The sequence below is a fragment of the Deinococcus sp. YIM 134068 genome (assembly GCF_036543075.1).
Classification (GTDB): domain Bacteria; phylum Deinococcota; class Deinococci; order Deinococcales; family Deinococcaceae; genus Deinococcus; species Deinococcus lichenicola.
The window spans coordinates 20,607-33,279 of sequence record NZ_JAZHPF010000030.1 but is presented as its reverse complement, the minus strand read 5'-3'; the positions used below and the strand labels follow the sequence as shown (position 1 = coordinate 33,279).

Annotated in this window: 11 protein-coding genes; 6 read left to right on the top strand and 5 right to left on the bottom strand. The window is 70.4% G+C overall.

The window, feature by feature from the left end:
- The first annotated feature begins 112 nt into the window (after positions 1-112).
- Positions 113-868: a GIY-YIG nuclease family protein gene (locus V3W47_RS18135; RefSeq protein WP_331826642.1), complete on the top strand. Its 756-nt coding sequence runs from the start codon at positions 113-115 to the stop codon at positions 866-868.
- Positions 869-874: 6 nt separating this feature from the next.
- On the opposite strand, the gene V3W47_RS18130 is transcribed toward V3W47_RS18135, so the two are convergent.
- The 3 genes from V3W47_RS18130 to V3W47_RS18120 all read right to left on the bottom strand — a co-directional run bounded on the left by V3W47_RS18130 (position 875) and on the right by V3W47_RS18120 (position 3,600).
- Entirely contained in the window at positions 875-1,696 is an 822-nt protein-coding gene (locus V3W47_RS18130) for an enoyl-CoA hydratase/isomerase family protein (protein WP_331826643.1), read from the bottom strand.
- Positions 1,697-1,730: 34 nt separating this feature from the next.
- Positions 1,731-2,909 (bottom strand): MFS transporter, encoded by a 1,179-nt coding sequence (locus V3W47_RS18125; protein ID WP_331826641.1) that lies wholly within the window; start codon positions 2,907-2,909, stop codon positions 1,731-1,733.
- A gap of 94 nt (positions 2,910-3,003) precedes the next feature.
- The gene (locus V3W47_RS18120) at positions 3,004-3,600 is read right to left on the bottom strand and encodes a hypothetical protein (protein ID WP_331826640.1); all 597 of its coding nucleotides are present in this window, start codon (positions 3,598-3,600) and stop codon (positions 3,004-3,006) included.
- A 105-nt stretch (positions 3,601-3,705) separates the two neighbouring features.
- Between V3W47_RS18120 and V3W47_RS18115 the strand changes: the two genes are divergently transcribed.
- Together V3W47_RS18115 and V3W47_RS18110 are read left to right on the top strand one after the other, a co-directional pair.
- Positions 3,706-4,245: a DinB family protein gene (locus V3W47_RS18115; protein ID WP_331826639.1), complete on the top strand. Its 540-nt coding sequence runs from the start codon at positions 3,706-3,708 to the stop codon at positions 4,243-4,245.
- Positions 4,242-4,514, top strand: coding sequence for a hypothetical protein (locus V3W47_RS18110; protein WP_331826638.1), 273 nt, complete (start codon positions 4,242-4,244; stop codon positions 4,512-4,514). The genes V3W47_RS18115 and V3W47_RS18110 overlap by 4 nt, the downstream gene beginning before the upstream one ends.
- A gap of 80 nt (positions 4,515-4,594) precedes the next feature.
- Here the strand turns inward: V3W47_RS18110 and V3W47_RS18105 are convergent, their stop codons facing one another.
- A complete protein-coding gene (locus V3W47_RS18105) occupies positions 4,595-5,068 on the bottom strand; it encodes an acyl-CoA thioesterase (protein WP_331826637.1) in 474 nt (157 codons plus the stop codon).
- A 328-nt stretch (positions 5,069-5,396) separates the two neighbouring features.
- Between V3W47_RS18105 and ptsP the strand changes: the two genes are divergently transcribed.
- From ptsP to V3W47_RS18090, 3 genes are all read left to right on the top strand, one after another.
- Positions 5,397-7,925 (top strand): phosphoenolpyruvate--protein phosphotransferase, encoded by a 2,529-nt coding sequence (ptsP, locus tag V3W47_RS18100; RefSeq protein ID WP_331826636.1) that lies wholly within the window; start codon positions 5,397-5,399, stop codon positions 7,923-7,925.
- Entirely contained in the window at positions 7,922-8,905 is a 984-nt protein-coding gene (pfkB, locus tag V3W47_RS18095; RefSeq protein WP_331826635.1) for a 1-phosphofructokinase, read from the top strand. Before ptsP ends, pfkB begins: the two co-directional genes overlap by 4 nt.
- A 176-nt stretch (positions 8,906-9,081) precedes the next feature.
- Positions 9,082-10,956, top strand: a complete 1,875-nt coding sequence (locus V3W47_RS18090; protein WP_331826634.1) for a PTS fructose-like transporter subunit IIB — start codon at positions 9,082-9,084, stop codon at positions 10,954-10,956.
- 107 nt (positions 10,957-11,063) lie between these two features.
- On the opposite strand, the gene V3W47_RS18085 is transcribed toward V3W47_RS18090, so the two are convergent.
- Complete coding sequence (locus V3W47_RS18085; protein WP_331826633.1) at positions 11,064-12,668, bottom strand: aspartate:alanine exchanger family transporter; 1,605 nt, start codon at positions 12,666-12,668, stop codon at positions 11,064-11,066.
- Between the last annotated feature and the right edge of the window lie 5 nt (positions 12,669-12,673).

Genomic DNA, 12,673 nt, shown 5'->3' with positions numbered 1-12,673 from the left:
GGGTGGGGGGTGGGGGTGGGGGGCGTTGCTAGAGGGGAGACAGACTCGGCACAGGCAGACCACGCTTGATTTCAACAACCGGGAGGCTGACCACGAGGTTATCCTATGTTCAGTGACCCGCTCATCTCACGTGACCGTTCAGATTTCCCCCGGCTTGAAGCGGATGCGGCTGCCCAACCGGAGTCTTCAAGTCTGTCTCGTAGAGCGTAGCTCGTTTGGCCGCTATGCCACCGAGTTTGCCCGAGCAGGGTTATATGTTCTTATAGACGACCCCTTTGAAATTTCACGAGTATACGTAGGCGAAACAGAAAAGCTGTCTACCCGCTTGACACAGCACTTCCGAGACCCTGATAAAGCAGATTTTCATGCTGCCATCACCGTACATGACGATGGCACTTTGCTGGACAAACTAGGGGCCAAGTATCTCGAACATCGTGTGGTAGCGACATTGAGCCAACACGGACTGGCCTCCAACGTAGTCAGACCCACAGCACCGAGGGTAGCAGACCACATAGCCGACGCTTTGGAAGAGCTTTTCTCCGACCTACAGTTCGTATGTTTCAGCGTTAACCTCAATCTTTTCGAGCGTCAAAGAGTACGTCGCGATCAGACACGCAAAGCAGTCGGCAAGATTGGTGGAATAAAACAACGTGGACGTGTAGCGGGAACTAACAGAAAGTCGAAAAATAGCTGGGATGCCCTAATGGCATGGTTAGAGCTTAGGACGGAGCAAAGCGAGTCGGCCTCTGTTATTGCAGATTTTATAGCTCAGGGAGGACCAGCAGGTGGAGCGCCTAAGGAACTACACATAGCAGCCCACAGAGTTTTAAAAACTGCCTCCGGTGCAGGATTCAAGTTCAAGAGCTGAGTTGCTTCAAATCGGCGCGTCCTCCTGAAACCTCGGCTCCCGCTTCTCGCGCAGGCTCGCCAGCCCCTCGCGCACGTCGGGACCCGTGAAGCCGAGGAATTCGAGGGCGAGGCTGGCGTCGAAGGTCGGTCCCATCTGCCGCAGCCAGTTGTTCAGGGCGTACTTCGTCCAGCGGACGGCGGTGGGGCTGCCGCTCGCCAGCGTCCGGGCGACTTTCCATGCGCGCTCCAGCAACTCCTCGTCGGGAACGCACAGGCTGATCAGGCCGATGCGCTCTGCCTCCTCGCCGCTCACGGGTTCGCCGGTCAGGAGGTGGTACTTGGCCTTGTTTAAGCCGCACAGCAGGGGCCAGATGATCGCGGCGTGGTCCCCAGCGGCCACACCTAATCTCACGTGACCGTCGAGCAGCCGCGCCGTCCTCGCCGCCACGCTCACGTCCGCGAGCAGGGCGACCGCCAGTCCAGCGCCCACGCAGGGGCCGTGAATGGCGCTCACGATGGGCTTGCCGCAGTTGACGACGTTGTACACGAGGTCGCGCGCCTCCCGCCACACGCGGGCCAGCGCCGTGAAGTCACTCGCCATCTCCTCGATCAGCTCGAAGTCCCCGCCGGAGGAAAAGCCGCGCCCCTCGCCCCGGATGAGGACACAGCGCACGCCCTGGGCCGCGTCGATGTCGCGCCAGACGTAGGTCAGCGCGCGGTGGGCGTCGGCGTCCACCGAGTTCAGCGTCCTGTCGTTGCGGAGGACGATTTCGAGGATGCCGCCGTCGTGCAGGGTGAGGCTGAGGCCGGGGTAGGCACCCGGCGCGGTGAGTTGCTGTGCTGTCATGGCGTGGGGGGTCATGGGGGGAGGCTAACACCCGTCAGGCGGCGGTGGTTCCACTTCCCGCCCGCCTCCAGCCCACTGCACCGACGACGGCGGCGAGGGCCATGCTCCCGGCGACGAGGGGCACGACGGCGGGCCAGCCCCCGGCCTCGAAGGTGTGCCCGGCGGCCACGCTCGCGGCGGCACCTCCCCCGTAGTAGGCGAGGTGGTAGAGGCCTGTGGCGAGGCTGCGCGCCCCCGTCACATGGCGCTGCACGGCGGCGAGCGCGGCGGACTGGCCGAGGAACACGCCGCACGCCCCCGCCGCCACCCCCGCCACGACAATCGACAGCGGCGAGGCGAGGGTGACGAGCAGGCCTGCCACGCTGAGGACGACGGCGGCGAGTAGGCCTATGTGAGGACCACGCGCGGCGAGAAACGGCCCGGCCACAGGCGTGACGACCACCCCGAGGAGGTAGACGGCGAACACGGCCCCGGTCCCCGCCGTGCCCAGGTTGTACGGTGTCTCCGCCAGCCGCAGCGTAAGGGTGTTGAAGGTGCCGACGAGTGTAAACAGCAGCAGGAAACCGACTGCACAGGTGGCGAGGAGCGCCGGATTCCTCAGATGGGCAGCCAACCCGGCGAGGACGGCACGCGGGTCCCGGCGCGGGGTGAAGGCCGTCTCACGCGGCAGCCCCACGAAAGCGAGGACCAACCCCGCCAGCGACGCGGCGGCGAGGAGCCAGAACGCCGCCTGCCACCCTCCCGGCGCGGCGACCAGCCCGGCCAGGAAACGGCCCAGGAAGCCGCCCAGCACCGTGCCCGTCACGTAGGCGGTCAGGGCGCGGGCACGGCGGGCGGGCGCGACCTCCTCGGCGATGTAGGCGTTCAAGGCGACCATCACGCCGGGGATGAGGAGGCCCTGAGCGAAGCGGGCGGCGTTGAGGAGCGGTAGGGTCGGCGCGAGCGTGGCGAGGACGGCGGGCACGGCGAGCAGCGCAAAGGCGGCCACCACCGTTCTTCGTCGTCCCCAGGCGTCGGCCAGCACGCCAGCGACGGGAGAGGCGAGCGCCATCGCCAGCGTCGTCGCGCCCACCACGAGGCCGACCTCCGCTGCACCCGCCCCGAACTCCCGCGACAGCAGGGGCAGGAGGCTCTGGGGCGCGTACACGTTGAGAAAGACGAGCGTGCCCAGCGCCGCGAAGAGGAGGGGGTGGGCGGGGGCTTTCAGGCTCATGGGGTGGGAAGGCTAGCCACGAAAGGGTCGCCAGTCGCCAGGGTCCAGTTGCCAGAATTAGAACAGAACGCTCGCCGTCCCTGCACCATCCCGCTCAAGGCAGCCCGACCAGCCCGAGAGAGTTAGCCAGGGCGACCGGGACGCCCAATTCCGCCGCCTGTCCCGCGTCCGGCAGCCCCGGTGGTCCGGCAAAGAGCAGCGTGGCCCGCGCCTCCAGCCCCACGCTGCCCGTATCGTCCAGGCGAGTCAGGAGCGCGTCGAAGGTCCAGTCCTGCGCCCACAGCCGCTTGAGGGCGTGGAGGGCCGCCGTGCCGGGAGGCGTGACGTGCGCCGTCTCCACCTCGCGCGAGCCGGGCCGTCGGGCGTGGAGGTCGCCCAGCGTGAGGCCCGCGTTCCTCAGCGCCCGGTAGAAAAGTTGCACCGCGTCGTCCGCGAGGTAGCTCGTGCGGATAAGTGTCCCAGCGCGTTCGGCGAGGGGTTCGAGCAGGTCCTCGTCGATGCGGGTGGGCTGGATGGGCGCGAGCAGATTGCGAAGTTGCTCGGGCAGATTGGCGGCCCGGTAGAAGCCCTCCTCGAAGGCGGGCGGCACCACCATCGCGGCGGGTAGTCGGGCGGCGTGCGTGGCGAGGCGGCGAGTCTCGGCCCCCACCAGCGCGTCGGGGAAGCGGGCGGCCTCCGCGAAAGTCAGCATGGGGGAGAGCTTAAAGCTTTCGGGGAGCCGTCAGCCATCAGCGGTCAGCGGTCAGCCATCAGCCGTCAGCGGGAGATTGACCGCTCCCCAGGTCATACTGCCCGCATGACCTCCACCCCCACGACACCGGACGCCATGCGCTTCCCCATCGGCCCGATTCAGGACCTGCCTACGCGGGACGCGGCGGCTCTGGCGGTGGTCGCGGCGCGGATGGAGGGGGCGGCGCGGGAGTGGCGCGACCTGCTCGGCGGGCTGGACGACTCCGCCCTCGCCCGCACATATCGGCCCGGCGCGTGGACGGTGCGTCAGCTCGCGCACCACGCGGCGGACGCGCACGCCCACGGGCTGAACCGCCTGCGCTACGGCCTGACAACCGAGGAGTACGTGATTCAGCCCTTCGATCAGGACGCCTGGCTGAGCCTGCCCGGCGCGGCCCTGCCGGTGGAAGCGGCGCTCGCCCTGATGGACGCCACGAACGCGCGCTGGGTGGCCCTTTTACGCGGTCTGGACCCTGTCCGCCTCGCCCGGCACGTCACCCACCCGCAGGAGGGGCGGCAGGACCTGTGGCGGCTCGTCGCCAAGCACGACTGGCACCTGCGCCACCACCTCGCGCAAGCTCAGCGGGCACTTGGGATCGGGGCTTGAGGGCCGGGGGCACCCCCTGGCTGGCCCTCGGGGCGATGGTCGCGGCGGGGCTGGTGCTCTCGGTCCTCCTCGCCGCGACCCGTGATATGCCCATCCTGTACGCGGGCCTGAATACCCTGATCTACGGGGCGCTGGGCGTGTGGGCCTTCCGTCGGTGGCAGGGGACGAGACGCTTGCCGGGCCACGCGGGCGGACGGCTCTACCTCGCGCTCGTGGTCTTCAGCGTCGCCGTGATAGTGGTGCGTGTAGCGGAGGCGTTCAGCGCATAGGACAGAAAGCCCATCGTGCTGGCCGCTGGAAGCTGGCGGCTCAGGGCTGACGGCTGACCGCTGAGGGCTGAAAGCTCCCCCTACGGCCTCGCCTCCGGGTCCGGCTCCTGACTCGCCTCCGCCTCCTCACGCAACGGCGGCACAGGCCGGGGCTTGCCATCTTCACCCAGCGCGACGAAGACGAAAAAGCCCGTGGTGGCGAGTTGCTGCTCGCCCGAGGCCATGTGTTCGCGGTACACGTCCACCCGGATCGTCATGGAGGAGCGGCCCACCCGCACCACGCGGGCGTCGAGGGCCACGGCGTCGCCCACACGGATGGGCACGTGGAAGTCCACCCCGTCCATGCGGGCCGTGACGACCGCGCCGCCCGCATGCCGCACCGCCGCCACCGACGCGGCCTTGTCCATCAGCGACAGCACGAAGCCCCCGAAGGCCGTGCCGTGGTAGTTGGTGTCCTTTGGGAACACCAGTTCCAGCATCCGGGCGCGGCTGCGGGGCGCGGGGGCCGTCTCGGTCGGCAGCGCGGGGAGGTCGGACGCGGGCAGGTCGGTCATCGCGCCCGAGTGTAGCGGGGGCGGACAAGAGGAGGACCAGTTGCTTAGGGCGTTGTCTGAGCACTTCCTTGCTGACGGCTGAGAGCTGACCGCTGACCGCTTCCCAATTTCCCCGCCTTAAGAAGACGCTAGGAAAGCCTGGGCCACGGCTCAGCCACGCCGCCCACAGAGGCGTACAGTGAAACGCGGTTCAAGGTCTGTCTGGCCCTGGTCAGGAGCATGGGAGGTCCGCTTGCGGTTTTCCCGCTTCCGGCCCAGGGCACTCAAGGTCATTCACGGCTGGCAGGGGTCTGTGCTCAGGGTCTGGGCGGCCCACACGGGGAGGGGCATGATGGAGCTTCCGCAGGAACTCATTCGGCTGGGGGCGCGGGCGGCGAGCAAGGACGAGGCCATCGCGCAGGTCGCCTCGCTCCTCACGGCGGCGGGCAACGTGGACGCGGCGTACGTGGACGGGATGCGCGCCCGCGAGGGGCAGGCGAACACCTACCTCGGCAGCGGCATCGCCATCCCGCATGGGACGCCCGAGACGCGGCACCTCATCCGCAAGACGGGCATCGCCGTGGTGCAGGTGCCGGGCGGCGTGCCGTGGGGCGCGGGCGGGGAGACGGTGCGGCTGGTCGTGGGCATCGCCGCCGCGAGCGACGAACACCTCAACATCCTGCGGCGGCTGACGCGGGTGCTGTCGGACGACGCGCTGGTGGAAAAGCTCTCCACCACAGCCGACCCCGGCGACGTGCAGGAGGCGCTGACGGGCGAGCGGGCAACCTCGGCGCAGGCCACGAGCGCACCCGTCACGTCCGCCCCCACCTCCCCGGCCCCCTCCGGTCTCCCCTACACGGCGCAGATCACGCTGCCCAATCCCCTCGGAATGCACGCCCGGCCCGCAACGATGCTCGCCAACCTCGTGCGGTCGCGGGGGGAACGGGTGCGGCTGAGCCGTGAGACGGGCGAGAGCGCCGACGCCACCCGGCTGATGGAGGTCCTGAGCCTCGGCCTGACGCGGGGCACGAACGTCACGGTGGGGGCGGACAGCGAGGCGACGCTGAAGGCCGTCGTGGACGCCATCCGCTCGGGGCTGGGCGACGATCTGAGCGCCGTCCCCGCGAGCGCGGCCCCCGCCCGCCGCGAGCCGGAGTGGGCACCCACCGGGGCGGGAACAACGGTGGACGGGGTGGCCGCCGCCGACGGCCTCGTGGTCGGCGTGACGCGGCAGCACGTCCAGAGGCCGCTCGACGTGCGCGACGAACCCGGCGACCCGCTGACGGAGAGCGACCGCTTCGACAGCGCCCTCACCGCCGCCCGCGCCGAACTTGACACGGTGATCGCGGATGTGGGCGCACGCTTCGGGGCGGACAAGGCGGCCATCTTCCGCGCCCATCAGGAACTCCTGGGGGACGAGGGCACCATGCAGGACACCGTGGGCCGCATCCTCGACGGGCACGGGGTCGCGTGGGCGTACCGCGAAGTCACGAACGAGCGCATCGCCGCCCTCCAGAAGCTCGACGACCCCACCCTCGCCGCCCGCGCCGTGGACCTCAGCGACGTGCAGCGGCGGGTGCTGCGGCACCTCCTCGGAATTCGGGAGGCGGACGTGGCGGCGAGCGGCCCGGTGATCCTCCTCGCGCCGGACCTCACGCCGAGCGACACGGCGCGGCTGGGGCCGGACACGCTGCTGGGCTTCGTGACCGCGCAGGGTGGGCCGACGAGCCACACGGCGATCATCGCGCGGGGGCTGGGGCTGCCCGCCGTGGTCGCCGCCGGAAACGGGGTGCTGGAGGTGCCCGACGGCACGCCCGCCATTCTGGACGGTGGGTCGGGGCGGCTGTACCTCAACCCGTCAGAGGCCGACGTGCAGGCCGCCCGTGAACGTCAAGGCGTCCTCGCCCGCGAGCGCGAACTCGCCCGCGCCGCCCGCCACCAGCCGGGGGCCACGCGCGACGGGGCGCGGGTGGAGGTCGCCGCGAACATCAACCGCGCCGCCGACGCCGAGGCCGCCCTCGACGCCGGGGCCGAGGGCGTGGGGCTGATGCGGACCGAGTTCCTCTTCCTGGAGCGCGACTCGGTGCCGAGCGAGGACGAGCAGGAGCAGGAATACCGGGCGATGGCGCAGGCGATGGGCGACCGTACGCTCATCATCCGCACGCTCGACATCGGCGGGGATAAGGAGGTGCCGTACCTCGGCCTCGCGCACGAGGACAACTCCTTCCTGGGGCTGCGCGGCATCCGGCTGTGTTTCGACCGCCCCGACCTCTTCCTGCCGCAACTGCGGGCGGTGGTGCGGGTGGCGAAGGATCATCCCAACGTCCACCTGATGTTCCCGATGATCTCGACGCTGGAGGACTTCCGCCGCGCCCGCGCCATCTTCGATCAGGTGCGGGGGGAACTGAACGCCCCCAACGTGCCCCTCGGCGTGATGATCGAGGTGCCGTCCGCCGCCCTCATCGCCGACGCACTCGCGCAGGAGGTGGACTTCTTCAGCGTGGGCACGAACGACCTCACCCAGTACACGCTGGCGATGGACCGCCTCCACCCGCAGCTCGCCCGGCAGACGGACGCGATGCACCCCGCCGTCCTCCAACTGATCGGACTGACCGTGCAGGCCGCCGAGCGTCACGGCAAATGGGTCGGCGTGTGCGGCGGTGCGGCGGGCGACGAGGTGGGCGCGCTGATGCTCACGGGCCTCGGCGTGAAGGAACTGTCGGTCAGCACCCCGCAGATCGCCACCGTGAAGGCGGCCCTACGCCAGCGCACGAAGGCGGAGTTGCAGTCGCTCGCGCAGGAAGCCCTCGCCCAGCCCAACGCGGAGGCCGTGCGTGCCCTCGTGCGCCCACCCGCGCCGGAGGGAGCGACCGCGTGACCTCGCCCACGCCCCGGATCGTCACCCTGACGCTCAATCCCGCCCTCGACCTCACCGTGCGTGCGGACGGCTGGCGGCGGGGGGAGGTGAACCTCGGCCAGTCGCTCCAGTTCGACGCGGGCGGCAAGGGCGTGAACGTCGCCTCCTTCCTGGCGGACTGGGGACTGGGGGTGACGGCGACGGGCCTCCTCGGTGACGAGAACGCCGAGCGCTTCGAGGCGCTGTTCCGGGAGAAGGGCGTGCGGGACGCTTTTCTGCGCGTGCCCGGCCCCACCCGCGTCGGCGTGAAGGTGGTGGACGGGGCGGCGCAGGAGACGACCGACATCAACCTGCCCGGACTGACGGCGACACCGGAACTGCTGAACGAGCTGGAGGCCCGGTTGGACGCGCTGACCGCCGACCACGACGCCTTCGTGCTCGCGGGGAGCGTGCCGCCGGGCGTGGGGAAGGACTTTTACGCCCGGCTGACGGCCCGGCTGCGGGCGGCGGGAAGATACGTCGCGCTGGACACGAGCGGCGCGGCCCTGCAACTGGCGCTGGCGGCGGACGTGCTCCCCAACCTCCTCAAGCCGAACATTCACGAATTGGAGGCGGCGCTGGGCCGTCCCCTGGCGGGTGAGGACGACGTGCTGGCGGCGGCGCGCGAATTGCTGGAACGTGGCGCTGAACTCGTCGCCGTGTCGCAGGGGGAGGACGGGGCGCTGCTCGTCACGGCGGACGAGGTGGTGCGTGCCCGCCCGCCGCGCGTGGAGGTCGTCAGCACGGTGGGCGCTGGGGACGCGATGGTGTCGGGCCTGATTGCCGCCCGCGCCGAGGGGCTGTCTCTCGCGGACGCCGCGCGGCGGGCCACGTCCTTCAGTCTGGGAGCAATTACGCGACTGGGCGCACACCTCCCCTCCCGCGCCGAATTGGACGCCTTTGCCGCGCAGGTCACGGTGGAGTCGGTGGGACAGAACAAGGCTCTGGGACGGGAAACCTGAGAGCAGGTCGGACAGGTGGGCGAGCCGGGGCGGCCAGCCTCCACCCATTGGAACAGGAAAACATAGGGCGGAACGCTTTCTTTGTTGACCGATGTCCTACACTTTGCGCGAGTCATACCTCAGCCGGAAGCCCAACCCAAAAGCCGGAGATTCCCAGCCCCACAGGAGGCGCACAGATGGCAAGACTCGTCGCAATCACGGCGTGCCCGACCGGCATCGCCCATACCTTCATGGCCGCCGAGGCGCTGCGGCGCGCGGCTCAGGCGGCGGGCCACACCCTGCGGGCGGAGACGCAGGGCAGCGTGGGTGCCCAGGACGCCCTGACTCCCGCCGAGATCGCCTCCGCCGACGCGGTGATCCTCGCCGTGGACGTGAACGTGGACGAGTCCCGCTTCGCCGGGAAACGCATCGTTCGCGGCAGCACGGGCGAGGCGATCCGCAACGCGGCGGGCCTGGTCTCGCAGGCGGTGGGCGCGGGGGCCGCGACAGCGGGCACGACGACCCTCGCCGCGAACACGGGCGCAGTCAGCACGGGGGCCGTCTCCCCTGCCACGCCCTCGACCCCGGCGACGGGCGCGGGCGGTTCCCTCAGCATCGTCGGCATCACCGCCTGCCCGACGGGCATCGCCCACACCTTCATGGCCGCCGAGGGGATCGAGAACGGCGCGAAGGCGCTCGGCCACCGGGCGAAGGTGGAGACACAGGGCAGCGTGGGGGCTGGAAACCAGCTCTCCGCGCAGGACATCGCGGGGGCCGACCTCGTGATCATCGCGGCGGACACGAACGTGGACCTCGCGCGCTTCGGCGGCAAGCGGGTGTACCAGACGGGCACCAAGCCTGCGATCAGCGGCGGACAGGCGCTCGTGCAGCGTGCGCTGGCCGAGGCCACCGTGTACGGCTCGGGGGCGGGGGCTGCCGGTGGGGGTGGAGGCGGGGGCGGTGACTTCGTGGCGCAGGCGAGCGCGGCGAAGGCCGCCAAGAACGCGGGCGTGCCCTCCTTCTACAAGCACCTGATGACCGGCGTGTCGCATATGCTGCCCTTCGTGGTGGCGGGCGGCCTCCTGATCGCGCTGGCCTTCGCGTTTGGGGGCATCAACCCGGCACCGGGCACCTTCGGGGCGGCGCTGAGCCAGATTGGGGGCGGCACGGGCGCTTTCGGCCTCTTCATCCCGGTGCTCGCCGGGTATATCGCCTACTCCATCGCGGACCGTCCCGGCCTCGCTCCCGGCATGATCGGCGGGCTGCTCGCCGCGACGGGCGGTAGCGGCTTCCTGGGAGGAATGATCGCTGGATTCCTGGCAGGATACGTGACCCGCACCCTGAACCGGGGCATCCGCCTGCCCCGCACGCTGGAGGGCCTCAAGCCCACGCTGCTGCTGCCGCTGCTGGGCACCGCCATCACGGGCCTGCTGATGGTCTACGTGGTGGGCCGCCCGGTCGCCGCCGCCCTCACCGCCGCGACTAACTGGCTGCGGGGCCTGGGCGATACCTCGGCGGGCGTCCTCGGCTCGGTGATCGGCGCGATGATGGCCTTTGACATGGGCGGGCCGATCAACAAGGCCGCCTACACCTTCTCGACGGGGCTGCTCGGCTCGGAGGTCTACGGCCCCATCGCCGCCGCGATGGCCGCCGGCATGACGCCCCCGCTGGCGCTGTTCCTTGCCACGCTCGTCTTCAAGAACCGCTTCACCCGCGACGAGCACGAGGCGGGCAAGGCCGCCGGGGTGCTGGGCATCTCCTTTATCACGGAGGGTGCCATCCCCTTCGCCGCCCGTGACCCCCTGCGCGTCATTCCCTCGCTGATGGTGGGGTCGGCGGTCGCCGGGGCGATCAGCATGGCGGCGGGCGTGCAGCTCCGCGCTCCCCACGGCGGCATCTTCGTGCTGTTCATTCCCAACGCCGTCACCAATCTGGGCATGTACATCGTCGCCATCCTCGCGGGCACGGTGGTCAGCACCGTCCTGCTCGGCATCCTGAAAAAGCCCGTCACCGAGGCCGTCTTGCCCGGCGTGACGAACGCGCAGACGGTGGCGAACCCGGCGGACGACTGAGCGAAACTTCGGGGAAAAGTGGGGCGGCCTCGTGGAGGGGTCGCCCTCCTGCTTTTGGGGCGGTGGCCGGATTGGGTGGGCCGACGTGCGGCTGGCTCCGGGGTGGCTCAGCCCGCGAGGAGCAGGATGGCCTGGGCGAGGAGAATCTTGCCCAGGAGCGCGACCGGGTAGACCGTGGCGTAACTGACCTCGGGGACCTCGTTTCCCGTGCGCTCGGTCGCGTAGCTCAGGATGGCCGGGTGGGTGTTCATCCCGGCACCCAGCCCGGTCATCAGGCTGTAGGGGAGCTTCAGCAGGCGGTGGCCCACCCACAGCAGCAGCGTGACGACGGCGGCGGTGACGAGCGTTCCGGCGAGCAAGAGGGACAGGCCCTGCGGGCTGCCGAGCTGGGCGGCGAAACGGCTTCCGCTCCGCAGGCCGACCCCCGCGAGGAAGATCGCCAGCCCGAGCTGCCGCAGGGTGAGGTTGGCGCTGTAGGGGATGGTCCACACCACGCGGCCCGTGCGTCCCAGGGCACCCAGCAGCAGCCCGACGAGAAGCGGCCCGCCCGCCACCCCCAGGCGGAAGGTGGTGCCGCCCGGCAACGGCAGCGGCAGGGTGCCCAGCAGCAGGCCCAGGACCAGCCCCAGGCTGAAGGTGAGCAGGTTGATCTCGGAGAGGCGGCGGTACGAGTCGCCGAAGTAGCGGCTCACCTCGTCGAGGCGGGCACGCGCGCTGAGCACCCGCACCCGGTCGCCGAGTTCGAGCATCGTGTCGCCGCCCGGCACGATGTCGCGGTCGCCCCGCCGCACCCGCGTCACCGTGGCCCCGAACCGCTCCGGCAGCCGCAGGTCGGCGAGGCGGTGCCCCACCACACGCGGATTCGAGACGAAGATGCGCCGGAAATCGAGCACGCTGCGGTCGGTCGTCAGGGACTCCGGCCCCTCCTCGCCGAGGTGGGCGATCACGGCCCCCACGTCGTCCGGGGCACCCGTGACCGAAACGAGGTCCCCAGGACGCAGGACCGAGCGGGCGTCCACGATCTCCAGCCGCCCCTCGTGCGCCACCCGCCCGAACACCACCCGCCCGCCGTGGCGGCGCTGGAGTTCCTCCGCCGTCAGCCCGGTATCCTCGCGCACCCGCAGGGGCCGGGTGACGAGTTCGTCCGCCGAGAAGTTCAGCGACCGGGCCTCCGCCGCGTAGTCGGGCCGGAAGCGCCGCCCGAGGAAGAAGGTCGCCAGCATCACCCCGATCACGCCCATCGGGTAGGCGATGGAGTAGGTCACCACCGGGTCGCCCAGGCCGGGCTGCTCCGAGACGGCCTCAATCACGCTGGCGAGCGCGGGCGTGCTCGTGAAGGCCCCGGTGTAGAGGCCCGCCGTGAGGGCCGGGTCCAGCCCCAGCAGCCGCCCGGCGAGCAGCGTGAGGCCCGCCCCGAGCGCGAGTGCCCCCAGCACGAGCAGGTTCTGCACCAACCCCTGACGGTTGAGCGACCGCCAGAAATGCCCCCCGCCCGCAAGCGCGATGGCGTACACGAACAGGGCGAGGCCCAGCTCGTACACCACCGGGTCGAGCCGGACGCGCGGGTCCAGGGCGTTCACGAGTAGCCCCGCGAACAGCACCCCCGCCGCGCCCAGGCTGAAGCCGAAGAGGCGCAGGCTGCCCAGCCCCAGCCCCAGCAGCAGCACCACGAACAGCGTGAGCACGGCGTTGTCGACGAGCAGATTCAGCATGACTC

Bases quoted from the DNA above. Each gene is read 5' to 3' on its own strand.
- V3W47_RS18130 (WP_331826643.1), bottom strand. From the start codon at position 1,696: ATGACAGCACAGCAACTCACCGCGCCGGGTGCCTACCCCGGCCTCAGC.
- V3W47_RS18125 (WP_331826641.1), bottom strand. From the start codon at position 2,909: ATGAGCCTGAAAGCCCCCGCCCACCCCCTCCTCTTCGCGGCGCTGGGC.
- V3W47_RS18120 (WP_331826640.1), bottom strand. From the start codon at position 3,600: ATGCTGACTTTCGCGGAGGCCGCCCGCTTCCCCGACGCGCTGGTGGGG.
- V3W47_RS18115 (WP_331826639.1), top strand. From the start codon at position 3,706: ATGACCTCCACCCCCACGACACCGGACGCCATGCGCTTCCCCATCGGC.
- V3W47_RS18105 (WP_331826637.1), bottom strand. From the start codon at position 5,068: ATGACCGACCTGCCCGCGTCCGACCTCCCCGCGCTGCCGACCGAGACG.
- ptsP (WP_331826636.1), top strand. From the start codon at position 5,397: ATGATGGAGCTTCCGCAGGAACTCATTCGGCTGGGGGCGCGGGCGGCG.
- V3W47_RS18090 (WP_331826634.1), top strand. From the start codon at position 9,082: ATGGCAAGACTCGTCGCAATCACGGCGTGCCCGACCGGCATCGCCCAT.
- V3W47_RS18085 (WP_331826633.1), bottom strand. From the start codon at position 12,668: ATGCTGAATCTGCTCGTCGACAACGCCGTGCTCACGCTGTTCGTGGTG.